At 64.0% G+C, this 26,299-nt stretch carries 22 protein-coding genes; 12 read left to right on the top strand and 10 right to left on the bottom strand.

Annotated elements, in window-relative coordinates; genetic code table 11:
* Nucleotides 1-36 precede the first annotated feature (36 nt).
* The 3 genes from aroA to AB7C87_RS04640 form a co-directional block, all read right to left on the bottom strand.
* On the bottom strand, nt 37-1,326 hold the full coding sequence (gene aroA / locus AB7C87_RS04650; RefSeq protein ID WP_369728227.1) for a 3-phosphoshikimate 1-carboxyvinyltransferase: 1,290 nt from the start codon (nt 1,324-1,326) through the stop codon (nt 37-39).
* A gap of 329 nt (nt 1,327-1,655) precedes the next feature.
* Entirely contained in the window at nt 1,656-2,045 is a 390-nt protein-coding gene (locus AB7C87_RS04645) for a hypothetical protein (RefSeq protein ID WP_369728226.1), read from the bottom strand.
* A gap of 114 nt (nt 2,046-2,159) precedes the next feature.
* A complete protein-coding gene (locus tag AB7C87_RS04640; protein ID WP_369728225.1) occupies nt 2,160-3,323 on the bottom strand; it encodes a LolA family protein in 1,164 nt (387 codons plus the stop codon).
* A gap of 225 nt (nt 3,324-3,548) precedes the next feature.
* Here AB7C87_RS04640 and AB7C87_RS04635 point away from each other — a divergent pair, with 225 nt between their 5' ends.
* Nucleotides 3,549-4,736, top strand: coding sequence for a M24 family metallopeptidase (locus tag AB7C87_RS04635; protein WP_369728224.1), 1,188 nt, complete (start codon nt 3,549-3,551; stop codon nt 4,734-4,736).
* 198 nt (nt 4,737-4,934) lie between these two features.
* On the opposite strand, the gene AB7C87_RS04630 is transcribed toward AB7C87_RS04635, so the two are convergent.
* Both AB7C87_RS04630 and AB7C87_RS04625 read right to left on the bottom strand, forming a co-directional pair.
* Entirely contained in the window at nt 4,935-5,105 is a 171-nt protein-coding gene (locus AB7C87_RS04630) for a hypothetical protein (protein WP_369728223.1), read from the bottom strand.
* A gap of 98 nt (nt 5,106-5,203) precedes the next feature.
* Nucleotides 5,204-5,476, bottom strand: coding sequence for a winged helix-turn-helix domain-containing protein (locus tag AB7C87_RS04625; RefSeq protein WP_369728222.1), 273 nt, complete (start codon nt 5,474-5,476; stop codon nt 5,204-5,206).
* 487 nt (nt 5,477-5,963) lie between these two features.
* Here AB7C87_RS04625 and AB7C87_RS24190 point away from each other — a divergent pair, with 487 nt between their 5' ends.
* Nucleotides 5,964-6,077, top strand: a complete 114-nt coding sequence (locus tag AB7C87_RS24190) for a DUF7577 domain-containing protein (protein WP_440590504.1) — start codon at nt 5,964-5,966, stop codon at nt 6,075-6,077.
* 27 nt (nt 6,078-6,104) lie between these two features.
* On the opposite strand, the gene carB is transcribed toward AB7C87_RS24190, so the two are convergent.
* A complete protein-coding gene (gene carB / locus AB7C87_RS04620; protein WP_369728221.1) occupies nt 6,105-9,290 on the bottom strand; it encodes a carbamoyl-phosphate synthase large subunit in 3,186 nt (1,061 codons plus the stop codon).
* Nucleotides 9,291-9,476: 186 nt separating this feature from the next.
* Between carB and AB7C87_RS04615 the strand changes: the two genes are divergently transcribed.
* Entirely contained in the window at nt 9,477-12,206 is a 2,730-nt protein-coding gene (locus AB7C87_RS04615) for a PAS domain S-box protein (RefSeq protein WP_369728220.1), read from the top strand.
* Nucleotides 12,207-12,230: 24 nt separating this feature from the next.
* Here AB7C87_RS04615 and AB7C87_RS04610 read toward each other — a convergent pair whose 3' ends face one another.
* A complete protein-coding gene (locus AB7C87_RS04610; RefSeq protein WP_369728219.1) occupies nt 12,231-12,434 on the bottom strand; it encodes a VNG_1110C family protein in 204 nt (67 codons plus the stop codon).
* A 149-nt stretch (nt 12,435-12,583) separates the two neighbouring features.
* Here AB7C87_RS04610 and AB7C87_RS04605 point away from each other — a divergent pair, with 149 nt between their 5' ends.
* The 3 genes from AB7C87_RS04605 (at nt 12,584) to AB7C87_RS04595 (ending at nt 16,385) form a co-directional block, all read left to right on the top strand.
* Nucleotides 12,584-13,693 (top strand): OBG GTPase family GTP-binding protein, encoded by a 1,110-nt coding sequence (locus AB7C87_RS04605; protein ID WP_369728218.1) that lies wholly within the window; start codon nt 12,584-12,586, stop codon nt 13,691-13,693.
* A gap of 272 nt (nt 13,694-13,965) precedes the next feature.
* Entirely contained in the window at nt 13,966-15,789 is a 1,824-nt protein-coding gene (locus AB7C87_RS04600; protein WP_369728217.1) for a Na+/H+ antiporter NhaC family protein, read from the top strand.
* 236 nt (nt 15,790-16,025) lie between these two features.
* A complete protein-coding gene (locus AB7C87_RS04595; protein ID WP_369728216.1) occupies nt 16,026-16,385 on the top strand; it encodes a hypothetical protein in 360 nt (119 codons plus the stop codon).
* Between the two features lie 178 nt (nt 16,386-16,563).
* Here AB7C87_RS04595 and AB7C87_RS04590 read toward each other — a convergent pair whose 3' ends face one another.
* Nucleotides 16,564-16,998, bottom strand: coding sequence for an SHOCT domain-containing protein (locus AB7C87_RS04590; protein WP_369728215.1), 435 nt, complete (start codon nt 16,996-16,998; stop codon nt 16,564-16,566).
* Between the two features lie 319 nt (nt 16,999-17,317).
* On the opposite strand from AB7C87_RS04590, the gene AB7C87_RS04585 reads away from it, so the two are divergent.
* Both AB7C87_RS04585 and AB7C87_RS04580 read left to right on the top strand, forming a co-directional pair.
* Nucleotides 17,318-19,039: a cation:proton antiporter domain-containing protein gene (locus tag AB7C87_RS04585; protein WP_369728214.1), complete on the top strand. Its 1,722-nt coding sequence runs from the start codon at nt 17,318-17,320 to the stop codon at nt 19,037-19,039.
* On the top strand, nt 19,032-20,678 hold the full coding sequence (locus AB7C87_RS04580; protein WP_369728213.1) for a cation:proton antiporter domain-containing protein: 1,647 nt from the start codon (nt 19,032-19,034) through the stop codon (nt 20,676-20,678). Before AB7C87_RS04585 ends, AB7C87_RS04580 begins: the two co-directional genes overlap by 8 nt.
* Nucleotides 20,679-20,874: 196 nt before the next feature.
* Here the strand turns inward: AB7C87_RS04580 and AB7C87_RS04575 are convergent, their stop codons facing one another.
* A complete protein-coding gene (locus tag AB7C87_RS04575; protein ID WP_369728212.1) occupies nt 20,875-21,237 on the bottom strand; it encodes a hypothetical protein in 363 nt (120 codons plus the stop codon).
* Nucleotides 21,238-21,478: 241 nt separating this feature from the next.
* On the opposite strand from AB7C87_RS04575, the gene AB7C87_RS04570 reads away from it, so the two are divergent.
* On the top strand, nt 21,479-22,033 hold the full coding sequence (locus tag AB7C87_RS04570) for a DUF192 domain-containing protein (RefSeq protein ID WP_369728211.1): 555 nt from the start codon (nt 21,479-21,481) through the stop codon (nt 22,031-22,033).
* A 350-nt stretch (nt 22,034-22,383) separates the two neighbouring features.
* The gene (locus tag AB7C87_RS04565; protein WP_369728210.1) at nt 22,384-23,022 is read left to right on the top strand and encodes a GNAT family N-acetyltransferase; all 639 of its coding nucleotides are present in this window, start codon (nt 22,384-22,386) and stop codon (nt 23,020-23,022) included.
* A gap of 81 nt (nt 23,023-23,103) precedes the next feature.
* On the opposite strand, the gene AB7C87_RS04560 is transcribed toward AB7C87_RS04565, so the two are convergent.
* Nucleotides 23,104-23,733: a TetR/AcrR family transcriptional regulator gene (locus tag AB7C87_RS04560; protein ID WP_369728209.1), complete on the bottom strand. Its 630-nt coding sequence runs from the start codon at nt 23,731-23,733 to the stop codon at nt 23,104-23,106.
* 252 nt (nt 23,734-23,985) lie between these two features.
* Here AB7C87_RS04560 and nrfD point away from each other — a divergent pair, with 252 nt between their 5' ends.
* Together nrfD and AB7C87_RS04550 are read left to right on the top strand one after the other, a co-directional pair.
* On the top strand, nt 23,986-25,356 hold the full coding sequence (gene nrfD / locus AB7C87_RS04555; RefSeq protein ID WP_369728208.1) for an NrfD/PsrC family molybdoenzyme membrane anchor subunit: 1,371 nt from the start codon (nt 23,986-23,988) through the stop codon (nt 25,354-25,356).
* A gap of 84 nt (nt 25,357-25,440) precedes the next feature.
* Nucleotides 25,441-26,232: a VOC family protein gene (locus tag AB7C87_RS04550; RefSeq protein WP_369728207.1), complete on the top strand. Its 792-nt coding sequence runs from the start codon at nt 25,441-25,443 to the stop codon at nt 26,230-26,232.
* The last annotated feature ends 67 nt before the right edge of the window (nt 26,233-26,299 follow it).

Here is a 26,299-nt window from a genome sequence, read left to right as displayed (position 1 = left end):
AGATGCGACGCGAATCACCCCTTTGCGTTTTCGACGTTACGATCGCTCGAGGTTAACGCCGAGCCCCTCGAGCGCGTCGAAGAAGCCGGGGAAGGAGACGTCGACGTGTTCGGCACCCGCGATCGTCGTTTCGCCGTCGGCAACCAGTCCCGCGAGCGCGAGTGACATGACGATCCGGTGGTCGCCGCGGCCGTCGACGGCCGCCCCCTCGAGGTCGGATTCGCTCCCGTGGACCGTCAGCGAGTCGCGTTCTTCGGTCGTCTCGACGCCGAGTTTCCCGAGTTCCTCGGCCATTGCGCTCACGCGATCGGTCTCCTTGTAGCGGACGTGTTCGGCGTCGACGATTCGGGTGTCGCCCTCGGCGACCGCACCCAGGGTGGCGATCGTCGGGAGCAGGTCCGGCGTATCCTCGACGGAGACGGAGACGCCCTCGAGCGAGTCGGTGACGACGTCGATCGTCCCCGCCTCGCGGTCCCAGTCGACGTCCGCACCCATCCGGTCGACGATCTCGACGATCGCGCTGTCACCCTGTGCACTCGGGTTTGCACCCTCGATTCGGACGCCGCCGTCGCCGGCGATCGCTCCCGCCGCGAGCGGGTAGGAGATCGACGAGAAGTCCCCCGGAACCGCGTACGTTCCGCCCTCGGCGTCGTAGCGCTGGCGGCCGTCGACGGCGAACCCGTCGTCGGTCCGGCGGACGTCGACGCCGAACGCCGAGAGCAACTCGATCGTGATCTCGACGTACGGCGCGGACTTGAGCTCGGTCTCGAGCGTGATATCGATCCCGTCGTCGGTGACGGCGCCCGCCATCAGCAGGGCCGTGACGTACTGCGAGGAGACGTCACCGGGGATCGACACCGCGTCGCCGGTGATGGGGCCGGTAACGACCAACGGTGCCTGGCCGTTTCCACGAGTGCTCTCGGCCTCGCCGCCGAGGTCGGCGATCGCCTCGAGGAGCGGGCCCTGCGGACGCGAGCGAAGCGATCCGTCGCCGGTGAGCACCGAGGTGCCGTCGGCTAGCGCGGCCGTCGCCGTGACGAGTCGCATCGTCGTCCCACTGTTTTCACAGTCGATGACGTCCGCCGGAACCGCCGGCGTGCCGTCGAACCCGTCGATCTCGAGCGTGCCGTCTTCCGCTCGGCTCACGTCGCCGCCGAACAGTTCCACGGCGCGGGCGGTCGCCCGGGTGTCCGCGCTCCACAGTGCGTCGCTGACCGTCGTTCGCTCGGCGTAGCCGGCGGCGAGGATCGCTCGGTGGGTGTAACTCTTCGACGGCGGTGCCCGAACCGTCCCCTCGACGCTCGAGGGCGAGATCGTGACGTTCATGGTCGGTCTGTGGGGTGGATTCCCTATACCGGTACCGATCGTCTGTCTGGAGACGGAGTCCCTACTGCTTTGACAAGCCTGAACTGATGGGCGAAATCATGCGATGGATGTCGATTTCTCTCACCAGTCGACGCTTGGGAAGGTACGAGTACCGATCGGTCACTCGGATGCGCGAACCCGATCGTCGTCGGGAACGGGCGCGGATCCCACCGTCTGATACGGACTACTGTCAGTCATTGACGGTGCAACCGCGAGTCGTCCTGCGGGCACACCGGTACATCGTCACAGCAAATCGTATGAAACCAGCCCGCTCACGCTCCCGAGTGCCGCTATGCGTTTCGCTCCCGCTCGAGCCGTCGACAGCCCACGACCAGCGGATCGGGGAGATCGGTGGACGAGTCGTACAACGCTTCGAAGATAGCTCCAACCTCCTCGAAACGCGGACCGCGAAACGCGACGAACGGATCGGATTCCCACTCGACGAATCCCAGGTCGGACAAAAGCGGCAGGTGAACGTGTTGCAACTCGTTTCGGAGGCGCCTCGGATCGATCGACAGCTCTTGGGATACTGCCGCTTCCGGTAACGACGCCGGTTCCCCCTCCGGACAGTCCATTACCGAAACGATCAGCTGACGGCGCGGCTCCGCCGAGACCGCTCTAAACACCTCGTCCCACCGATCGACGGTTCGGGTACCGTCTCCAGATCGTGATACGGTCATACACACCAAACGTATCTGTACCGTTAAAACATTACCTATAGCTAACACGAACCGCCTCTCCCTACGGATCGAGTTTCTCGTTCGTACTCGGCAAGCCCGTCCCGTAGCATCTGCTCACGGTCGGACGGAGGTTTGCGGACAGCCCATCGAGGAGGCAATCTCGAGCACGGAGACGTCACCGACCGGACTCGAGACCTCGTAGTTCGTCCCGTTGCACGCCCAGAAGACGCTCTCGATCCGTCCGTCCCGGCGGTACGCCGTTCGCCCGTCGAACTCGATTTCCTTCAGGACGTCCGGGTCGAAGCGCTGGTGGTCGCGACAGGCGACGTACAGCTCTCGTGGCCGCCCCTCGGTCGCGACGTACCAGAACGTCGCCGTCGTTCCCGTGTCGTCTCCCTCGTCGACGACCGTGATCCGATCGAGGTCGTAGGGGTCCGGAACGTCGGGATTCGGAAGGTCGTACGGGGTGACCTCGCCGGCCACAGAGCGCGAGTCGAAGATCCCCGCCGGCTCGAGGCCAGTCGTGACGAGTTCGGCGTCGGCCGGCGGCGTGAACGTAAACGTCTCGGGCTCGAGGCCTGCGTTTATTGCGAGGTTCTCGTACGTAACCGTCAGCCGGTGAACGAGGGTCCCCGTAGCGTCGCGAACCGCGTCCCGTTCCTTGATGGGGTAGCGGTGTTCGTCGTCGATCCAGATCGTCCGCGACACCGTCGCCTCCTCGAGGGCCTCGGTCGCTTCGAGCGGGATCGCGTACACCGTCTCGCCGACAAGAAGTTCGATCGATCGCCCGACGTCTGCCGACGTCGGCGTCGCCTCGATCCGGTGGGCATCCCGGCCGTCGACCGGTTCGACCCCCTCGTAGGCGAGGTCGTACTCCGCGAGAAGCGCCTCGAGTGCGAGGCGCGTTCCGTCGGCGACGACCCGGTTCGGATGGTGACGTTCGCGCACCTCGTCCACGGCCGGATCGTACGTCCAGGTCACCGCGCGACTCCTGACGGTCGTCGTCCCCGGCGGAGTTGCGGGATTCTCGGAGTCGACGACCTCCATTCGCCGCTCGCCCGGCGGTCGACGTCGAACCCGCTCGACTCGAGTCGACGTACCGTCGGGCGTTTCGGCGCTCAGGGTTCGACGCGCCGCGAGGTCGACGAGGTCGGTTCGCGTCTCGATCGCGTCTTGGAGGAGTTCCTCCCCGGAGGGATCGTCGTTGACACCGGGAACCGCGACACATCCGGCGAGACCGATTCCCGCGGTCGCGACCAGAAGCCGTCGTCGGCGCATACGCGACAGTTCGCTGGAGGTTCGATAAACGTGTTGATTTTCGAACTAGTAGGTCGCCCGAGGTCGAGGTTCCCGCGTTCGATCTGCTGGACGCCGTCACAGTCGTGGACGACTACCCGACGTCGGCTCGGGCGTCGACCGTCGATCTCGAGAGCGACTGTTTCGCTACCGTCTCAGAGCCGTGACAGCGAACCGTATATGTGGCCGCCGGTCGGAACACGGTGCATGAACGTAGCGGCCGACCTCTCGGCGCTCCGGCAGTACCTCGAGGAAGAAGGCGTCGACGGTTACTGCATCGACGACGACGCGACGGATTCGGACCAGCGGTACGTCTCCGGCTTTACCGCGCCGGACCCCTACCAGACGGTCGTCACCGACGACGGCGTTCACCTGCTCGTCTCGGGCCTCGAGTACGGTCGGGCGAGCGCCGAAGCGAACGCCGATTCCGTCACCCGCCTCGCCGCCTACGACTACCAGGAACTGGCCGCCGAACACGGACGGTACGGGGCGAAGATCCGGGCGCTCGAGGCGTTTCTCGCGGACCACGGCGTCGAGTCGGTGGCGGTTCCACGAAGCTTCCCGGCGGGAACCGCGGACGGCCTCCGGGAGCGCGGGCTCGCCGTGACGGTCGAACCGCAGGGGATCGTCGAGGGGATTCGCGCGACGAAAACGGAGTGGGAGATCGAACGGATCGCGACGACCCAGCGGGCGAACGAGGCCGCGATGGCGGCCGCGGAGGGGTTGATCGCCGAGGCCGACGTCGACGACGGCCTGTTGGTCCACGGCGGCGAGCCCCTCACGAGCGAGCGCGTCACGGAGGAGATCGAGGTTACCCTCCTCCGACACGGCTGTGGGCTCGACGAGACCATCGTGGCCTGTGGCGCCGACGGCGCCGACCCCCACGACCGGGGGAGCGGTCCGCTCCGTGCGGACGAACTGATCGTGATCGACATCTTTCCCCGCGACAAGGAGTCGGGCTACTTCGGCGACATGACTCGGACGTTCGCCCGCGGCGACCCCGGCGAGGAGGCCCGGCGGCGCTACGAGGTGACCGAGCGGGCGTTCGAGGCCGCCCTCGAGACGGTCGAGGCCGGCGTCACGGGCGCGGACGTTCACGACGCCGCCTGCGACGTGATCGAGGAGGCGGGCTACGAGACGCTTCGGAGCGATCCGAGCGCCGAAACCGGATTTATCCACAGCACGGGCCACGGCGTCGGACTCGACATCCACGAGGAGCCGAGCATCTCGCCCGCCGGCGGCGAACTCGAGGCGGGCCACGTGATCACGATCGAACCCGGGATCTACGACCCCGCCGTCGGCGGCGTCCGCATCGAGGACCTCGTGGTCGTCACCGAGGACGGCTACGAGAACCTGACCGAGTATCCGGTGGCACTCGAGCCGGTCGCACACTGAGGCGGTCCAATCCACCCACGAGGATGGTGATCGAAGGACCGGTTCGCCGTCTGCGTGCGGTTTCCGTACGAGGGGGCGCCCCAGACGACCCGACTGGCTGAGGAGTAACGACGGTTATTCGCGGCTCTGTTGAAATCCTCTTCTTTAGAGAATTGTTCACGTGAATCTACTGAACACTACACGTGCATATTGAGTAGTTCAAATGAGTCTACGAAGAATATCAACTGATGCAGACATGCCCGGTTGCTCGTCTTCATGATACCAGCGGAGAGCCAGCGTTGTACCTAATAATGAGCCAACAGTGATGAATCCGAAGAGAACGACAAGCGACATTAAGAACCGAAGTACTGGAATGATGATGTTCTCCATACCTTCATTGCAAGCTGTCAATTAATATTGGTTTTGATCACTGTATGACCTGTACTTACCGACTGAATCTATAAATCATTAAGGATTTCAACAGAGCCTTATTCGCCGGTTGCGTCAGGATCGTACTCCCGAAGCGTCTCCCGCTCGTCTTCCGTCAGTTCTCCCCTCAAATATCGTCTTCCGAGATCCGTGATTCTGTAGTAGCCTGCGGTATCGTCGGTGCGCTCGAGGAGGTCAGCGGCGGCGAGCGTCCGAACGCGGCGACGAACGTGTCCAGACGACGTTTCGATGTTCGCCGCGATGGCCGGGCGGCTGTTCGAACGTCGATAGCTCGTGCCCGTCGAGGTACTCGAGAATCGCCATATCGACACGTGTGAGCCATCGAATGCGAGCACGCATTTCGCCAGAGAACGGCGTTTCCGATGTTAGTCTCGTTGACTTTACCTCCACGAATACTTATATAGGAACTCTCAAATCACGATATAGTTACGAAAAGATAGCCAATCTTGAACTTGTACGAGAGACTGATCAGTAATGAGGTCTGCTTCGAACGATTCGAGGGCAGAGAAACAGCGTTCCGAAGGCCACCTCGTCACGGTTGTGGCGGTTTGGATCGAGAAACCGGCCGTCGAATTCGTACCGCGCACACTGTCACCGAAGCCCCGGGTGAACCGATGATCGGACGAAACCACGCATCGACGAATTCAGTCGTCGTCGATGTCGTCAGGGCTGTTGCGGCTCGGAAAGATATCGATCCAACGTCCCTCGAGCCGGTCGCGCGCCAAAGCGGCCGATAACTGATCGGCTTGCAGCCGTCGGGCCGAGCGCTATCCGGTTTCGAGGCGTCTCGAGGGACGTATGCAATCGTCCTCGAGCGACCGGATCGTCAGTTGCCGCGCCTGTGGAACCGAAAACGAGTCCTGTTATACGTACTGTCGTCACTGTCTTCGGACGCTTCCGTCGTTACCGTAGGAACTAAAGAGAGACGTTCAGCCCGGATTATTCGCCCCAGTTTTCGACGCGGTGTGGGCGATCCGTCACCGCGGCGACCTCGAGTCCGCCGTCGAACGAATCGAGCGCTTCGACGTAGGCTTTCGCGCTGGCAACCGTCGAGAGGTACGGAATCTCCTCCTCGACGGCCATCTCGAGGGAGTCGCGGTCGCGGCTGACGACGAAGTCGATGTCGCCCTCGCGGATCGCCGCCGGGACGTCGTCAAATTCCTCGACCTCGAAGTGGTTCTCGAAGCCGTCGACGTCGAGATCGACGACCGCGGTTCCCTCGCTGACGGCGTTACCGGCGGCCTGTTGGGCCTTCCAGTAGGCGGTGCCGAACTCGCTCGCAGTCCCCATCACTTCGCCGGTCGATTTCATCTCCGGGCCGAGACGCGGGTCCGACCCCGGCAGGCGGTCGAACGGCAGGACGACCTCCTTGATCGAGGTGTGTTCGGGGATCTGCTCTTCGACGCCGAGACTCTCGAGGGTCTCGCCGGCCATCACCTTCGCGGCGATCTTGGCGATCGGAACGCCTGTGGCCTTCGAGACGTACGGGACGGTACGCGAGGAGCGGGGATTCGCCTCTAAGACGTACACCTCGCTCTTCTCGTCCTCACCGACGCCGGTGACGGCGAGTTGGACGTTCATCAGCCCCTTCGTCTTCAGCGCCTCGGCGATGTCCTCGGTGACCTCGCGGACGCGCTTTAAGGTGTCCTCGTCGAGCGAGCGCGGCGGGATCATACACGCCGAGTCGCCGGAGTGGACGCCCGCGCTCTCGACGTGTTCCATGATGCCGCCGATCAACACCGAGCGGCCGTCGGCGACGGCGTCGACGTCGAGTTCGACCGCATCCTCGAGGAAGTCGTCGACGAGGATCGGGTTGCCGGGACTGACGCGGACCGCCTCCTCGATGTACGTCTCGAGTTCGTCGTCGTCGTAGACGACGTCCATCGCGCGGCCACCGAGGACGTAGGAGGGACGGACGAGCACGGGGTAGCCGATCTCGTGGGCCAGCTCGAGCGCTTCCTCCTTCGAGACGGCCGTCCCGCCCTCGGGCTGGGCGATTTCGAGTTCGTCCATGAGCGCGTTGAAGCGGTCGCGGTCCTCCGCGAGGTCGATCGCCTCGACGGCGGTGCCCATGACCTCACACTCGAGGCCGCGGCGCTCGATCTCGTCTTGAAGCGGTTCGGCGATGTTGACGGAAGTCTGGCCGCCGAACTGGACCATGACGCCGTCGGCGTCGGCCGCCTCGGCGACGTCGGCGACCTCTTCGGCGGTGATCGGCTCGAAGAACAGCCCGTCGGAGGTGTCGTAATCCGTCGAGACCGTCTCGGGGTTGTTGTTGACGACGTGGGCGTCGATCCCTTCCTCGCGAAGCGCCTGGACCGCGTGGACCGAACAGTAGTCGAACTCGACGCCCTGCCCGATGCGGATCGGGCCGCCGCCGACGACGATCACGCTCTCGACGTCGCGCTCGACCTCGAGTTCGCCCGCGGCGGCGTCGCCGATCAGCGGACCAGCCTCGAACTCGTTTTTGCGCGCGGAGTAGTAGTACGGCGTCTCTGCTTCGAACTCGCCGGCGCAGGTGTCGACCTGTTTGTAGGTGCGACCGGGGACGTCGCCCTCGACCGTGTCGACGTCGGTGCCGGCGGCCGCGGCGATCGTCGCGTTCGTGTGGCCGACGATCGCCGCCTCGGTGAAGTCACCTTCCTGGGCGGCGAGCGTCGACTCCGCAACGTTCGCGTAGCGTTCGGTGTACCACTCGAAGATACCGGTCAACTCGACGACGTCGTCGACGGTGTAGCCGCGCTCGAACGCCTCGAACATCGCGTACGGACGGTCCGGCGACGGACGGGCGAGATACTGTTCCTCGAGTTCCTCGTCGCTGACGTCGTCCCAGTCGACGTCGGGTTCGTACTCCGAGGATCGGAGGGCCTTGAGCAGGCTCTCTTCGAACGTGCGGCCGATCGCCATCGCCTCGCCGGTCGATTTCATCGCCGTCGTCAGCTCGAAGTCGACGTCGTCGAACTTGTCCTTGGGCCAGCGCGGAACTTTGGTGACGACGTAGTCGATCGCGGGCTCGAACGCCGCGGTCGTCTCGCCGGTGATCTCGTTTTCGATCTCGTGGAGGCGCTTGCCGAGGGCAACCTTCGCGGTGACGCGGGCGATCGGGTAGCCGGTCGCCTTGGAGGCGAGCGCGGAAGAGCGGGAGACGCGGGGGTTGACCTCCACCACTCTGTATTCGCCGCCGGGGGTGCCGTCGTCGCGCCAGGCGAACTGGATGTTACAGCCGCCCTGAATGCCGAGTTCACGGATGACGTCGAGTGCGGCGGTACGCATCTCCTGGTGGCCCTCGTCCGGGACGATCTGGGAGGGCGTGACGACCGTCGACTCCCCGGTGTGGATGCCCATCGGGTCGATGTTCTCCATGTTACAGATGATAATACAGGAGTCGTCGGCGTCGCGCATCACCTCGTACTCGTACTCGACCCAGCCCGCGATGGACTCCGTAATCAGGACCTCGCTGTTGCGCGAGAGGCGAAGCCCCTTGCGGACCCGAGCGAGCAGTTCGTCGAAGTTGTCGACGACGCCCGAACCCGATCCGCCGAGGGTGTAGGTGGTGCGGGCGATCACCGGCAGACCGCCGACCTCGTCGACGGCCGCCTGGACGCGCTCGCGGAGGTCCTCCTCGGTGAGTTCCGAGACTTCCTCGCCCTCCTCGAGTGAGATGGTCGTCGAGCCGGGGACCGGCTGGCCGATCTTCTCCATGCGCTGGCGGAACAGATCGCGGTCCTCGGTGGCGTAGATGGTGTCCAGCGGCGTTCCCATAATTTCGACGTCATACTCCTCTAAGACGCCCTCCTCGGCGAGTTCGGCGGTGACGTTCAGCCCGGTCTGACCGCCGAGACCGGCGATGACGCCGTCGGGGTTTTCCTCGGCGATAATCTCGGCGATGGCGTCGGTCGTGATCGGCTCGATGTAGACTCGATCTGCCATCTCCGGGTCGGTCATGATCGTCGCGGGATTCGAGTTGACGAGAACGACCTCCGCGCCTTCCTCTTGCAGTGCGCGACAGGCCTGTGCGCCCGAGTAGTCGAACTCGGCGGCCTGCCCGATCTGGATCGGGCCGCTCCCGATCAGCAGTATCGTGCGCCCATCCCCTGTCTCCGCTCCGTCGGTGTCCGTACTCATTGGTCTTGTTCGTCCGGAGTTCGTACATCGTAATAAGCCCCACGAAACAGTACGATTCTCGAAACCACTTTTCGAAATTCGAATTTTCCCGATCGCTCGTCGAGGAGACGTCCTCACCCGCGTTCGGCCGACTCGAGGGGCCGAACGTCTTATAAGAAATCCGACCGACTATTCGATAACGACGTGATGGGTGGATCCGGCACCGGTCGTTCACAGCGGCCGTTTTCCGTTCTCTTCGTCGATTCGGATCCGAGCGAGCGGTCTACGATCGAACGAGAACTCGATGGTCACGCGGCGATCGAATCCGTCGACGCCGTGGCCACCGTCGACGACGCTCGCGCCGCGATAGCCGACGCAACCGGACCCGAGTACGACTGCATCGTCACCGAGTACGAACGCGCGGGTGACGCGGCGAGGTCGCCGCTACTGGAGTTAGAACGGGAGACGCTACCGGTCGTCGTCCACACCGACGGAAACGAACGAATCGCGGCTGACGCGATCGCGGCCGGCGCGGACGGCTACGCGCCGAAAGACTGTTCGAACCGACTCGAACGGCTCGCCGACCAGATCGTGGCGGCGACGACGAACGACGGCGAACGAGACGATCTCGAGGCCGTCCACGAGGTTTCCCTCGAGTTCCTCTCGTGTACGACCGTCGAGGAGACCTACCGGATGGCGATCGACGCGGCACAACGGCTCCTCGACGCCGAGTTCACCGCGCTGTTCGTCCGCGCCGAGAACCCGGATCTATCGTCCACGGAACGCTCTCTCGAGGTGGTTTCGACGAGCGATCCGTCCGATGTCTGGCCCGCTGGACGCGAGACGCACGAACGACTCGCAGGACGCGTCTATCGGTCCGACGAGGCCGAGCGAATCGAGACGGTTTCGTTTCTCGAAGACCGCCACGTCTCGGAGAACCGTTCGATCGTCAGCGTTCCGATCGGATCCGTCGGCGCCGTTCAGGCCGTCTCGAGTGCCACCGAACCGTTTACCGACGCCGACGTCGCAATGCTCGATCACCTGGGTACGCACGTCGGCTCGACGATCGAGCGGATACGCTCACAGCGGGCGCTCGAAGCAGAACGGGATCGATTTCGCTCCTTATTCGACACCGTTCCGGACGCCGTCGTACTCGTCGGATTCAGGTCGAAACGAGTCCTCGACGTCAACCCCGCTTTCGAGGAGACGTTCGGATGCGACCGGTCGGATCTCGTCGACGAATCGATCGACGATCTGCTCGTCCCCGACGATGGCGAACCGATCGCGATCTACGACGACGCCGGTGTGGGAACCGTCGTTTCGGCCGAAGTCGAGCGGATCGCCGCCGATGGGCGACGGGAGTTTCTCTTTCGCGGGTTCGCGGTCGAGGTCGGTGACGACGTCCACGAGTACGCCATCTACACCGATATCACGGAACGCAAACGCCGAGAACGGGATCTCGAGCGCTACCGGACGCTGGTCGAGACCGTCGGCGATCCGATGTACGTCCTCGACACCGAGGGCCGAATCGAGATGATCAACGACGCGATGGCGGCGTCACTCGGGGACGATCGGGAAGCGATCGTCGGTTCACACGCAACCGAGTACATTCCCGTCGAGGACGTCGAGCGGGCGAAGACCCTCCTCGCGGAGTTGCTCGCGGACGACGACAGACAGTGGGATTCCTTCGAGATGGCGGTCGAACCGGCGGACGACGACCGGTATCTCGCCGAGGATAACCTCTCCCCGTTGATCGACGAGGACGGATCGTTCGCCGGCAGCGTCGGCGTGATCAGGGATATCAGCGAACGAAAGGAGCGCGAACGACGGATTCGGCAACTCCACGATGGGACCCGTCGACTGATGGGTGCCGAGGGGAGCGAGGAAGTCGCGAAAGTCGCTACCGAGGTCGCCCGAGACGCGCTCGACCTTCGACTCACGGGAGTTCATCTCTTCGATTCCGACGCCGGCGGGCTCGCGCCGGTCGCAACGACCGACGGGCTGATCGAACTGCTCGGCTCGGTTCCGACGATCGAACCCGGCGGCGGGATCGCCTGGGACGCCTACGAGGCCGGTGAACCGATCGCTCACGGCGACGTTCAGCGGGATCCGAACGTTCGGAACCCGGAGACGCCGATCCGAAGTGAGGTGCACGTCCCACTCGGCGAGTACGGCGTCTTCATCGTGAGTTCGACCGAACCAAACGACTTCGACAACGAGGCGCTGACGCTCGCGAAGATCCTCGCGGCCAACGTCGAGGCGGCCTTAGAGCGCGCAAAGCGGGAGACAGAACTCGCCGATCGGAGCCGGGAACTCGAGCGCCAGAACGAGCGTCTCGAGCAGTTCGCCGAAACCGTCGCTCACGACCTGCGAAACCCGTTGACGCTGGCCTCCGGTCATCTCGAGGCGATCGACGGCGTTCCCGCCGAGAGCACGCACGTCGACGAGATCGAGTGGGCGCTCGGTCGGATGGACGAACTCATCGAGAACGTCCTCCGGCTTGCAAGGAGCGGGAACCGACTCGTCGAGACGGAGCCGATCGACCTCGAGACCGTCGTCCGACGGGCGCGGCGATCGGTCGATTCGGAACTCGAGGTCGTCCTCGAGACGCCGTTACTGACGGTCGACGCGGACTCGGATCGGCTCACCGTCCTCTTCGAGAACGTGTTTCGAAACGCACGCGAGCACGTCGGCGAGGACGTGACGATTACGGTGTCGGCGACAGAGGGCGGCTTCGAGATCGACGACGACGGCCCGGGAATCCCGCCCGAGGAGCGCGACGTGGTGTTCGAATCGGGTTACAGCACGGTGCCCGACGGCACGGGGTTCGGGCTGGCGATCGTCGCCGAGGTCGTCGACGCCCACGGCTGGACGATCGACGTCGACGAGAGTGAGTTGGGCGGACTGCGGCTGGTCGTCTCGACCGACGATCGATGACCTGTCGTGGTGATGATCGCGTGGTCAGTGGACGGTGACGCCTCGACGCGAGAGAAACTCGCTTGCGGCTTTGATCTCGACTGGGCTTCCGATGATTCGATAGTACTCTTCGCTCTCCTGAAAGACGGTAACGGCGAACTCGCCCTCGAGGTCACACTCGAGACTCTCGACGGTCTCGCGTCTGAGGACGATCTGGGTACTATCGCGGAGCCGCGTCGGATTAGGCATTCTACGGGATTCGATTCAATCCCTCATGATTTATGCGTGTCGAATTTCCGTTTGGATTGGTAATGGTTGATATGCTTCGCCCGTCAGTGGTGGATCGGGCGCGGTCGCATGGAAAGTGTTTTTCCGCGCCGCCGGCTGGATACAGACAAATGGGGCTCAAGGAGGAGATCGATGCAATCGAAGAGGAGATCGCCAACACGCCCTACAACAAGTCGACGGAGGCCCACGTCGGCCGGCTGAAATCGAAACTCGCGGAGAAAAAGGAGAAACTCGAGAACCAGAGCTCCGCCGGCGGCGGCACCGGCTACTCCGTCGAGAAACACGGCGATGCGACGGTCGCGCTGGTTGGCTTTCCAAGCGTCGGTAAGTCCTCGCTTTTGAACTCGCTGACCAACGCCGAAAGCGAGACCGGCTCCTACGAGTTCACGACGCTCGACGTCAACCCCGGGATGCTCAAACACCGGGGTGCGAACATCCAGATGCTCGACGTTCCGGGGCTCATCGAGGGCGCGGCGTCGGGTCGTGGCGACGGCCAGCAGGTGCTCGCGGTCGTCCGAAACGCCGACCTCATCGTCTTCGTGCTCTCGGTGTTCGAGATCGACCAGTACGACCGCTTACAGGAGGAGCTCTACGACATCAACATCCGCGTCGACAAAGAGCCCCCGCGGGTAACCGTCCGGCCGAAGATCAAAGACGGCATCAAGATCACCTCGAGCACCGACCAGGACCTAGACGAGGGGACGATCGGCGACGTCCTGCGCCAACACGGTTACGTCAACGCCGACTTGAACCTCCAGGAGAACGTCACGATCGATCGGCTGATCGACGGCCTGATGGACAACCGCGAGTACATCCCCTCGATCACCTGCGTCAACAAAGTCGACCTGATCGAACCCGAGTACAAGGAGACGGTCGACGAACAACTCCGAGAGCGCGACCTCGACCCCGAAGCGGTCACCTTCATCAGCGCCGAAGCGGAGCGAGGGCTCGAGGCGCTCAAAGACCGCATCTGGGACAATTTGGGACTCACTCGCGTCTACATGAACAAACCCGGTCGCGGCATCGACTGGGACGAACCACTGGTCATCGAGGAGGAGACGACCGTCGGCGAGGCCATCGAGAAACTCGGCGGCGAGATGGAACAGCGGTTCCGATTCGCCCGCATCACGGGACCGAGTGCGACCCACGACGAACAACAGGTCGGCACCGACCACGTCCTCGAGGACGAGGACGTCCTCAAGCTGATTCTGCGCCGGTAGCGGTCGGTAACGATTCGCCGGTAGCGGTCGGTAGCGTCCGTCAGTAGCGCCGGTAACGATCCGCCGGTGACGATCGATACACGCTCGACTCGAGTCCGTGCTATAGTAACAACTGAAACGATTTACACACCGATCGCCGCTCCGTCTGGCGATCGGGTGTACAATGACGTTCAGTGGCTACTATAGGATCACGAACACTCCTCGGAACCGATGAGCGTCTTCGTTCCGTGTGATTGGGTAGCATTATCCGTTCGTTCGGTGGAGGATAGCGCATGTCCGAGTTCGGCGCGCTCTCGCTCGTTCCGCCGGTGCTCGCCATCGTCCTCGCGATCGTGACGCGACGACCGATCCTCGCGTTGTTTCTGGGAATCTGGTCGGGCGGCGTCATCGCGACGGGGAGTCTCGGAATCGGGCGGACGTTCGAGTGGATCGTCGAGGCCATCGCGGACGTCTTTCACGCCCAGATCCTCGTGTTCACGTTGTTGCTGGGCTCGGGCGTTGCGCTCATCTGGCGACTCGGCGGGGCAAGCGCCGTCCGCGAGTGGGCGACGACGCGCCTCGAGACCCAGCGGGCAACGGGGGTGACGACGTGGGTCCTGGGCATGGCTCTCTTTTTCGACGACTACGCGAACACCGCGATCGTCGGCAGTACGATGCGCGAACTCTCGGATCAGATGCGCATCTCCCGGGAGAAGCTGTCGTACATCGTCGACTCGACGGCCGCGCCCGTCGCGACGATCGGCATCTCGAGTTGGGTCGCGTTCCAGCTGTCGATGATCGGCGAGGGGTACGCCGTCATCGAAGACGACCACGGCGTCGAAACGCCTGGGCTGTTCGAGACGTTCGTCGGGTCGATTCCGTTCAACACGTACTCGCTTCTGGCGATCGTCATGGTCGGCGTTATCGTCCTCTCGCGGCGGGACTACGGGGAGATGCTCGACGCCGAGCACCGATCGTGGCGAACGGGTCGGGTCAACCGCGAGGGCGCACAGCCCCTCCAGCGGGTGGAGGCGGAACTGGGCGAGCCGATCGAGGACCGGCCGATGCTCCGGACGTTCGTCGCGCCGATCGCCGTCCTGATCATCGTCACCCTCGCCGGCGCGTTCTGGACCGGCTACGAGTCCTGGCTCGAGGAGCAGGCGGAGGCGGGTGCGACGACATCCCTCGAGGCGGCGATGGCCGACGACGGCGTCGTCCAGGTCCTCGTCGACGTCGTCGGCGCGGGCGATTTCGCCGCCGCGCTCGTCTGGGGCTCGTTCGCGATGGTGCTGACGGCGATTCTCATCGGGCTCGCGTACGGTCTGTTCGATCTCGGCGACGGCGTCGGGACGGTGCTCGAGGGATTCAAACTCATGCTGACGGCGGTGACGATCCTGGTCCTCGCGTGGGGGATCAGCGCGGTCGCCGAGGACCTGGGCACCGGCGCGTACGTCGCTGGCGCCGCGGAGGGGGTCGTCTCGCCGGCCCTCCTACCGATCGTCGTCCTCTTCGTCGCCGCGTTCGTCTCGTTCACCATGGGGTCGTCGTGGGCGACGATGGGCATCGTCACCCCCATCGCGCTCCCGGTCGCCTACGAACTCACCGGCACGTTCGACCTCATGCCGGTGCTCGTCGGCGCGGTCTTCTCGGGGGCGATCTTCGGCGATCACGCCTCGCCGATCTCCGATACCTCCGTCCTCTCCTCGACGTTCACCGGCGCGGACCTCGTCGATCACGTCCGGACGCAGTTGTACTACGCCGCGACCGTGTTGGTCGTCGTCGTCCTCTGTTACGTCCTCTACGGCTACGCCGGCGTCGGTCCGATCGTCTTCTTCCCACTCGGCGTCGTCGTCCTCGTCGGCCTCGTCTACGGCCTCTCGGCACTCGACGCCGCACGCAAAGGCCTCGAGCCGACGGCGAGCGCAACGGCGCGGGCGGTCGACGCTCCGGGTTCCGGCGACGACCGGGGTTCCGAGCGGAATTCGGGCGCTCGAGACGGCGAGCGTGACTCTCCCGTCACGGATGACGATGGAGCTGTTACGGATGACGAGGGCACTGTCACGGATGACGATAGAGCTGTTACGGACGACGCCGACGAGGAGTCCTCGGAGCCGTAACTGCGGATTCGGAGCCGGTACGAAACTCGGGATCGGATCGGTCCTCGAGAATCTCGACTGTGAACGCCTTCGACACTGTTCGCCAATAATCCAGAACAATCACCAGTAGATATAAGTCACTCAACGCGATAGAATACCCTGGAAGTCGTCGTCTCTACTCGCCGCAAGGGGCATGCGCTGAAATGCCCCGGGTGCGGACACACCCGAGACGTGGCTTCCACCGGTTGGCCGAAGCCATGATTGCGTATCCGCTCGCGAGACATAAACGTCTCGCACGCCAAACCGCCCGCAGGCCGCGGGGAGCGATGCGTCTCGAGGCGTCGTTCTACGGATTCGTCACTCGAGAGACGAATCTCCGGGGGGTGACCGACGGACCGCGACCCGTCTCGAGGGTCGAGCCGTCGGCAGGGGACAGCGATGGGCCTCGCCGCGTTCGCTCGAGCGAGCGCGTCGTCGGCACCGGTCGGCCGGTTACGGTGCGCTGGGACGTCGGTCACCACCGGCGTCGATTCGCGGATCCGACTGGGGGTAGCGATCCGCGAATCCGGCTTCCCGACTCTCGACGATCCGAGAGCGTTGCTTCCGACCCTCTGTGATCCGCGAGTGTTGCTTCCGACTCTTCTCCTCGGCGGCCGCCTCGAGCGCGGGGGTGCTCGAGGGCCGTCGATTTCGTCTCGACGACGTCGGAGTTCCGACGAACAGCGGAGGCGTCGCGATCAGATACTGATACCCTCGACTGACCCCGCTGATTCCGTCCGCCGGAGAATCAGCCGCTTACTCGAGCGCGGGTTCGAGGTCCGTCTGCGAGTGTTCTTTGCCCGCTGTCTCGGTCTCGAGAAGTCGGTCGAGTCGGCGCTGAAACTCCTCGTCGTCCAGTTTCCCCGCGGCGTACCGTCGCCGGAGCGTCTCGATCGGCGGTTCGGTTTCCGCGTCCGTTCGCGCGCTTCCATCCTCGTCCGCTCTCGGTTCGGTCAGCGGCGTCGCCGTCGGCGCCTCGTTGGCCTGTCGAACGACGCCGAGCGTCAAACAGCCGGCGATAGCGAGGGCTGGGACGCTCAACGCGAGAAACACGAGCCCCACCAGGGGGGCCCCGAGGAACGCGAGAACACCGAAGACAAACGCCGGAACGCCGAACAGGGAGGTGACGATGGCGACAGCGGTTCGGCCGGCGGGACTGTCCGGGGCGTACCGATGGACCAGGTCGTACATCGAGCATAACGTGTCAACGCGGTACGAAAAATGGTTCGGATGAGCCGTCGCCGTTGGTCTCTACGGTTCTCTGGTCACGAGGCGAAGATACGACGGGAAATCCGCGTTCTCTCATCGCTCGTTCTCGAGTTGCCACTCGCTCGTTTGGGCGTTTTTTCTGGAATCCGTCCGCCAAGGAACGGACTCCACACGGCGGCTGGGTACCGACGCCGCTCATGTGCCAGCCGAACAAAAATACGGATCTGCGTCGTCGTTTCCCTCGAGCGTGGTATCACACCGGTGATTCGACGACTGCTCGCACTGGGGGGAGATCCCTAACGTGTCCCTCGGCGGCATCGCTCTCGCGGCGGATTTCGCGCTGTTGATCGTGGCGGCGACGGCGCTGAGCTACGTCGCCAGGCTGTTGAATCAGCCGACGATCGTCGCCTACGTGCTGACGGGCGTCGTCGTCGGGCCGATCGGCCTCGGCCTCGTCGGCGAGGGCGATCAGCTGATCGAGATCGTCTCCGAACTCGGGCTCGGCTTCCTGTTGTTTTTACTCGGGATCGAGATGCGCTTCGACGACATCAGGGAGATCGCCCGCCCCGTCGGCGCGATCGCGGTCGGGCAGGCGATCCTCCAGGCGGTCGCGTCGACGGTTATCGCCCTCTTGCTCGGCTTTACGCTCTTTCAGTCGCTGATGATCGCGCTGGCGACGACGTTCGGCGCGACGCCGATCATCGTCAAGGTCCTCGGCGACAAGGACGACCTGAAGACGCTCTACGGTAAGGTCGACGTCGGCGTCCTCATCTTCCAGGACATCTACCTCGTGATGGCGCTTGCGATCCTCGCGGTCGGAACCGTCGATAACGTCGGTGAGATCGCGTTCAGCATCGGTCGCGTGTTCCTCTTGATGGGCGTCATCGGCGTCGTCGCCGCTCTCGCCAGCACGTACTTTCTCCCCGCGCTGTTGCGCGCGAGCGCCGCCAACAAGAGCACGCTCTTTACCGTCGGCATCGCCTGGGCGTTCGTCTTCATCTTCGCGGCCGAATCGCTCGATCTCTCCATCGAGATCGGCGCCTTCCTCGCGGGGCTCGCACTCGCACAACTCCCCTACAGCACGGAGCTCAAAGAGCGCATGCGCCCCGCGACGAACTTCTTTATCGCCGTCTTCTTCGCGAGCATCGCCCTCCAGATGGAGGTCGACCAGCTACTGGCGTACTGGCAGGAGGCGATCGTCGCCAGCGTCCTGTTGATCGCCGTCAACTTCGTCATCGTCTTCGGGCTCTTCTACAGCCAGCGCTTCGACGTCGAGACCTCCTTTCTCGGCACCATCTCGATGCTCCAGGTCAGCGAGTTCTCGCTGGTCCTCGGCGCGCTCGCGCTCGAGCAGGGGTTCGTCGAGGAAGGAATCCTCGGCTTTCTCAGCCTGATGGCGTTGCTTACGATGCCGACCTCGACGTACTACGTGCTGTACAATCGCCAGCTCTACAGCATCGTCCAGCCGTTCCTCCAGCGCCTCGAACGCGAGGATACCGTCGATGCACAGCCGCTCGAGTACGAGAATCACGCCGTGGTCGTGGGATACAGCCGGCTGACGGGCGAACTCGCGGACGTCCTGGAAGATGCGGTCGACGAGGTCGTCGTCGTCGAAGACCGCGCCGAGTACGTCGAGGAACTCACCGACGCGGAGTACGGATTCATCTTTGGCAACGCCAGACACGGCGACGTCCGCCAGGAGGCGAACCTCTCCGGTGCCGACGTCGTCGTCAGCGCGGCGGAACGCCCGGACGTCAACCGACGATTGATCGAGGACGCGGCGGATGCGCTGACGATCGTCGCGGCGGTGACCGACGAGGAGGCGTCGATCCTCGCCGACGTCGGCGCGGATTACGTCGTCGTCGGTCGCGCGCTTTTGGGCGAGGAGATCGGCGAACTCCTCGAGAAACTCGAGGATCCCGACGCGCTCGAGGCTCGACTCGCCGAACTCAACGACCGGGCGCGAGACGGATCGCCACGCGCGACGGGATCGGCGGCGACGGGAGGTGAGCGCGATGTATGAGATCTTGTTCGCGCTGACGCTGATCTTCGGGCTCGCGGCGGTCCTGTTGATTTTCGCCGCCCAGAAGGGGCTCCCGGTGATCCCGTTCTACCTGGTCGCCGGCATCCTCGCGGGTGCGGTGATCGACGAAACCGCGTTGCTCGATCTGGCCCAGTGGGGGATCGCGTTTCTCGTCTTCCTCTTCGGGGTCCACGTCGACTTCGAGGCGTTTCGCTCGAGCGGCCGTCTCAGCGCGGCTGTCGGCGTCCTCCAGGCGTCGCTCGTGGGTGTACTCGGCGTCGGCGCGGGCCTGGCGTTCGGTCTGGATGCGGTGAACGCCGTCTACTTCGGCGTCGCCGCCGCCCTGAGTTCGTCGCTCGTCGCCACGAGCTACCTCGACGAACGATCCGGCACCCGTCCGACCTACGAACGCCTCGCCGAATCGATTCACTTCACGGAGGACGTGTTGGGCGTACTCGTCGTGGTCGGGTTGAGCGCGTTCGTCTACGCCGCGACGCCCGCCGTCCAGCAGTTCGCGGTGGCGGCGGGGATGGTCGCACTCGCAGTCGGGATTCGATACCTCCTCTTTCACCGGCTGACCGCCAGATTGCGCGGGGATTCCGAGGTGATGATGCTCGTCGGCATCTCGTTCGTGATCGGGTTCATCGCGCTCGCCGAACTCGCGAACCTCTCGATCGTCGTCGGCGCGTTCGCTGCCGGCATCGCGATCGCCGACGACTACCCGCACTCCCTCGAGTTAGTCGACACCATCGACGACCTGGAGGACTTCTTTACGCCGATTTTCTTCGTCACCGTCGGCGCGTTGCTCGCCGTCCCGACGCTCGAGACGGTCGGGTATACGGTCGCGCTGGTCGCGGCGGTTCTCGTGGTGAACCCGCTTCTCGTCGCGTTGATCCTGATCAGAACCGGATTCGACGGTCGAACGGCACTTCGAACCGGTCTCACGCTCGACCAGGTGAGCGCGTTCACGCTTTTCATCGCGATCGAAGCGCTCGTCGCGGGGTGGATCGTTCGGCCGCTGTTCGACGCGATCGTCCTCGGGGCGGCGATCACGATGATCGTCGCGACGTACACCGGCCGCCACGCCGGAGCACTCTCCCGCCGAATGCGCGAATACGGGCTCTTTCGGGTGCTCGGCGAATCGATCGCCGAGCGGGCACGGGTCACAGACGGGCTCACGGATCACGTCATCGTCGTCGACGTTCGACACGGCGGGCGCGGCGTCCTCGAGATCTGTTCGCGTCTCGACCGGCCGACGCTCGTCGTCGAGGACGACCCCACGTTGTTCGAGACGATCCGAGGGACGTGTGATAACTCCGTCTACGGCGACCTGTCGGACGATCGCGTCTGGGAACTCGCGCGACTCGAGGACGCCGTCGCGGTCGTCTCGCTCACGCCGGAACGCGACCGCGCGGAGGCGGTCGTCGACCTCGAGACGGAGACGCCGCGGATCGTTCGCGTCGACGGCACGGACGCGGCGGCCGAGTTCCTCGAGCGCGGCGCCACCGCCGTCGTCTATCCGGACGCCATCGCGGCCGAACGCGTCGGCGACGACCTCGAGGGCCTTCTGGACGGCGACATCGCTCGCGAGGAATTCCTCCAGCGGGGTCGGGCATACGTCGAAACGTCCGTGGAGTGAACGGTGGTGTGATGGTCAAATCAGGTTGGTACGAACTCATACCGGTTTGGAACCCGATCGCGTCTCCGTGTCGGACGTCAAACGGGAGTAATCGGATTCGGCGTTCGGCGGAAGCGACTCGAGTTCGACGCCAGAGCAAATGACGAACACCGCCGCGAATGCTTTGTCGAGGACGTGCTTCACTACCGTTTCGGCCCTACGCTCGGCGTCGAACGAACCTGTTCACCGCCCGATAGAGTCCCGAACTCGCGAGCGATAGTCCGAGGTAACAGGTTCCGAGCGCGACGACCGTCAGCCCGGTCCCTGCGTAGTAGACGTTCGTCCCCATCAGCGCCTCGGTGACGGGGATCGTCAGCGCGGCCGGGATCGTAAACGCGAGGGTGAAGTAGACCGCGTACGCGGTCCCCAACACCGGTATCTCCCACACGCTGTCGACGACCGAACCGAGGAGGATCGACAGCGGGTAGAAGGCGACGAAAAACGCGAGCAACGGGACGGCGGATCGATCGACGAGGCCGTTCAGTATCCGTTCGGTGTCGTTTTCGACATCGGTGTCCATACCTCGATTTCAGTTGGAAATCCAATATCTGTTTCCCTCGGAGGAGCCGCGAGAGAATACCACCCTGTCCCCGACCTTCCCGAATCCGGCTCTCGATGGTGCCGAAAGCGATCGGTTCGGCGCTGAACGCCGTCCAGGAGGGTGACCCTCGAGTCTCGAGAGTGTCGCACCCCTGACGTTCTCGAGCCCGTTTGCACACCACCGCGAGTTATCACGCTGGTCGTGGTCGGTGGCTGATGAAATGACGTTTCGCCCCGTCTCGTCGAACCGACGAACCGTTCTCTCCGGACTCGCCGCGACGATCGGAATTGCCGTCGCCGGCTGTCTCGAGGCCGTCGATGGCGGCGAACAGTCGGGGGAGAGTCCGGATTCGCCGGACCCCGAGTGTACGACCGACGCCCACGAGGAGTACGGATCGACCGAGGTACGGGTGACGACGCCGGACGGCGAAGAACTGGGTGCGGTGTCGGCGGCGATCGCCGATACGCCCGAACGGAAACAGCTCGGGCTGAGCGACACCGAGTCGTTGTCCGAGGAGTGTGCCATGTTGTTCGTCTACGACGAGGTCGACGACCGCACGTTCGCCATGCCGGAGATGTCGTTTGGGATCGACATCGTCTTCGCCGACGACGAAGGCGTTATCACGGAGATCCACCACGCGCCGGAGCCAGGACCGGACGAAGACGGGCTCGAGCAAACGTATCCCGGACGCGGACAGTACGTACTGGAAACCGTCTACGAGTGGACCGAAGAGCGCGACGTCGAGGAGGGTGACGTCCTACAGTTCGACCAGTAGAACGGACGGAGAGATCGCCGATTGGACGGCGCGAATCCGCGAACCGTCGGGATAGAAACCGTTAAATAATAGACAGAAACTGTTCGACATACGATGGTCGCTCTCCGCGGGTGGCGTTGGCGGGATCCACGGAGAGCGACCAGTGTCGCAGCGTCGAGGTAACCGGGCCTCACCCGGCGACCCCGACCGCGATGCTCCCTCGCTTTCTCGCTCGGATCGCTTTCGAGTACCCAGCGACGACAACATGTTACCAAACTGCGACACCGGAGAACGGACGCACAGAACCGCAAGCATCGACGCCAACAGCCACGGACGCCTCGAGTGCCGTCGTATGCCGACGGGGAGGACTGATGAATCGTCCCCGACCCGCGAACGGGATTCGCCTCGAGCGGGGGGTCGATAGAATGCCCGGTGCAGTGTTTCTCGCCGACGAGCGAGTCGAATTGCGGACGATCGAATCCGAAGACGTCGAGACCGTCCGTCGGTGGATGAACCATCCGGATATCCGTCGGTACATCGACGAGTTCCGATTTCCCACTTCCCGGACGGAGTACGAGGAGTGGGCGGACGACGGCATCTCGAGCGGCCGCGTGGATCTCCTGGTTTGCGCCGACGGCGATCCTGTCGGCCGGGTTCGGCTGGTCCCGCTCGAGGAGCCCCGCGGATGGGCGAACCTCGGATTCGTGATCGGACCCGACCACTGGCACAACGGCTACGCGACGGCGGCCACCGAATTGCTCGTCGAGTACGCCTTCACGGAATTGCGCTTGCACCGCCTCGAGGGGCGTGCGCTCGCGCCGAACGAAGGCTCGCGGCGCGTGCTCGACCGTCTCGGATTCGTCCGCGAGGGTCGACGGCGGGAGGTCAGCGTCGTCGACGGCGAGTACGTCGACGAGGTGTGTTACGGGCTCCTTCGCACCGAGTGGGAGACAGCGGTCGAGGATTCACCCGGGACTGATAGTAGCCACCGAGAGTCAGTGGGCACCTGACCCCACGACAGCTGTGCAATCAGTGTGCAAACAGTTTCAGTCGTTACTACAACTGCTCGCGTCCCGAAACGCATATCCCGTTCACCCCTCAGTGGTTAACTCCTTCACATAGACGTCGGCCATCGACCGGGCGTCCGCCAGCCAGTCGGCGTCTTCCCCGCACAGCCGAAGGAGGAGCGCCCCCTCGAGCAGCACAAACAAGAATCCGGCGGCCGCGTCCGGATCCGTCTCACTGACGGTGCCGTCCTCGATCCCGGCCTCGAGCAACGTCGTAATCCGGCCGCGGATCACCTCGTCGGTCCGGCTGACGTACTCGCGCATCTCGGGGTTTCGAATCGCCTGTGCGCGCATCTCCATGATCGTCGCGATGTATCCCGGTGCGAACACCTCCTCGAAGGGGACGCCGTCGGCGGTTTCGCCCAGAAAGACGAGATCGAGTAATCGATCGAGACTGTCTCGAGCGTCCCCCCCGTGATCGAGTAACAGCCGGTCGATGTACCAGGTGAGCAACTCCTCGGAGAACTGCATGAGGAGGCCGTACTTATCGTCGAAGTGGTAGTAGATCGTCGACTTGCTCAGCGAGATGCGGTCGGCGATCCGCTGGATCGACACCCCGGCGTATCCGTGATCCCGGAGGACGAGATACGTCGCCCTGAAGATTTCCTCCGTGCTCGTCTCCGGCTCTGCAAACGGCTCGGCGAACGTCGTCATCCTGACCGTCCGTTCGGTCGACTCGGGTATAAAGGCAATCCGAACAGTTAAGAACTAACCGAATGTTCGTTCGGCCATGGACCGAACGTTCGTTCAGTCGAACAATAGAATCGATCGCCGACGGATCGTGCCGATGGCCTCGAGTCCACGATTCGCCCGAACGACGGCGTCTCGTGCACCGGGAACGGAACGACGACTTCCGGTGGGGAACGTACGATCGGCCACTGTCGCGAAGGGACGGGAGCGTCGCCGATGAGCACCAAGGTACCCCAAACCGAGGATATTTTGCGTCCGTTACGGCGAACGACGAGGGGGTTCTACCTCACGTTCGGTATCGCTTCGCTGGCCTTGCTCGCGTGGCTGGTCGCGTGGGCCTCCCAGCTTCAGCGAGGACTGATTGTCACCGGCCTCTCCGACTGGGGAAGCGGTGGCGGCGTCACCTGGGGGCTCTATATCGGTGCGATGATCTGGTGGGTCGGGATCGCCCACGGCGGGATCATCCTCTCGGCGGCCGTGCGCCTGTTGGGGATGGATCGGTACATGCCGGTGGCTCGGCTCGCGGAACTACTGACATTGGCCGGCCTCTCCGCCGCCGGCTTCTACATTCTCGTCCACATGGGCCGTCCCGACCGGATGGTCACGAGCATCCTCGGTCACTACCACATCACGGTGAACAACTCGCCGCTGGTGTGGGACGTGACGGTTATCACGGCGTATTTCGTGCTGACGGCGACCTACCTCGGATTGACGCTTCGCTACGACATCTCGCGCCTGCGCGGTCAGCTTCCGTCCTTTGCACCGGAGATTCGGGGCGTCCAGCTTCCGGACCTCTACGGGAACGTCTACGATATGCTGACCCTCGGTTACACCGAAAACGAAGACGAGGTCATCGAGCGGATGGTCTGGTGGGTGGCGCTGGCGATCATCATCATGGCGCCACTGTTGCTTCACGGTGGCGTGATTCCGTGGCTGTTCGCCGTCCTGCCGAACTACCCGAGCTGGTTCGGGGCGATCCAGGGACCGCAGTTCCTGACGATCGCGCTGACGTCGGCGATCAGCGGCGTCATCCTGGTCTCGTACGCCTTCCGGCGCGCCTACGACTGGGATCACATCATCACCGACGACATCTTCCGCGGGCTCCTGTTGTGGCTCGGCTTTTTCTGCCTGCTGTTTCTCTGGCTCCAGCTCCAGCAACTGACCGCGGGGAGCTTCTCACCGACGGTCGACCACGCGACCGCGACTTCCTCGAAGTTCTCACACCCGATGTACGTCGTCCCGATGTTGTTCGTCCTGGGGGTCCTCGCGTTCATCTTCGCGACGGTCCTTCGCCCATCGCTATTTAGCAAGACGCGGGCGATCGTCGCCAGTGTGTTCGTGTTGATGGCGACGCTCGTCGAGAAGACGTACTTCGTCCTCTCGGGCTTCTGGTACCCGACGTTCAGCATCTACGAAGCGACGCCGGGCGATTACTTCCCGAGTGCGGTCGAGCTCCTCTCGCTGGTCGGAACCATCGGGCTGGTCACGCTGTTTTTCCTCATTGTCTCGAAACTCGTTCCGGTCGTCGAACTTCACGCCGTCGAACATCTCAGGGAGGACGAGTCTGCCGGACACGAAGAATCGTAACACTCTCCCGTTCGGCCGGCGGCCGTTTCGCCCCAGACCACCGGCTTCGCCACGTTTTTGGCTCGAGCACGCGTGGTTTCGCCCATGGACGGAACGCTCGACCACGTGATGCTCCGCGTGACTGACCTGGACGAATCCCTCGAGTGGTACCGGACTCACCTGTCCTACGAGGAGAAAGGCCGGTACGAGGGCGACGGCTTCACCATCGTCTACCTCGGGCCGGAAGACATGCACGAGGACGGCGCGATGCTCGAGTTGACCCACAACGAGGGCGACGACGAGCTCGAGGTCGGCGATGCCTGGGGGCATATCGCCGTCCGCGTTCCCGAAGACGAACTCGAGGAGCGCTACCAGCAACTGATGGACGAGGGCGTCGAGGACTATCGCGATCCCGAGTCCTGTGACTACAACTACGCGTTCGTCAAAGACCCCGACGGCCACGAGATCGAGATCGTCAAGCGCGATTACGGCGCGGAGTGGTCGATCGATCACACGATGATCCGCGTCGAGGACGCCGACGAGGCGCTTGGCTTCTGGACGCGAAAGTTCGAGTACGAACACACCGGCCGCTGGGAGGCCGACACGTTCTCGAATTACTTCGTGAAACCCGAGGACGCGGCCGACGAGGAGATGGCCGTCGAACTCACCTACAACTACGACGGCCGGAGCTACGAGATGGGCGACGCCTGGGGACACCTCTGTGTCCGCGTCGACGACCTGGCTGAAGACTGGGACCAGCTTCTGACCCGCGAGGCCGACGACTACCGCGACCCCGAGAGCAACGACGACATGTACGCCTTTACCAAAGGTCAGGACGGCCACGAGATCGAACTGCTCGAGCGCGACCCCGACGCAGAGTCGCTGTTCCCGTTCTGACGTCGTCCTCGAGCGTACGGTCTCGAGCGCCCGGTGTTGACGGTCCGATCACCCGATGTTGACGGTC

Source organism: Natrarchaeobius versutus (assembly GCF_041205745.1).
Taxonomy (GTDB): Archaea; Halobacteriota; Halobacteria; order Halobacteriales; family Natrialbaceae; genus Natrarchaeobius; species Natrarchaeobius versutus.
The sequence above is the reverse complement of the archived record's forward strand: the minus strand, read 5'-3'. Positions and strand labels throughout refer to the sequence as shown.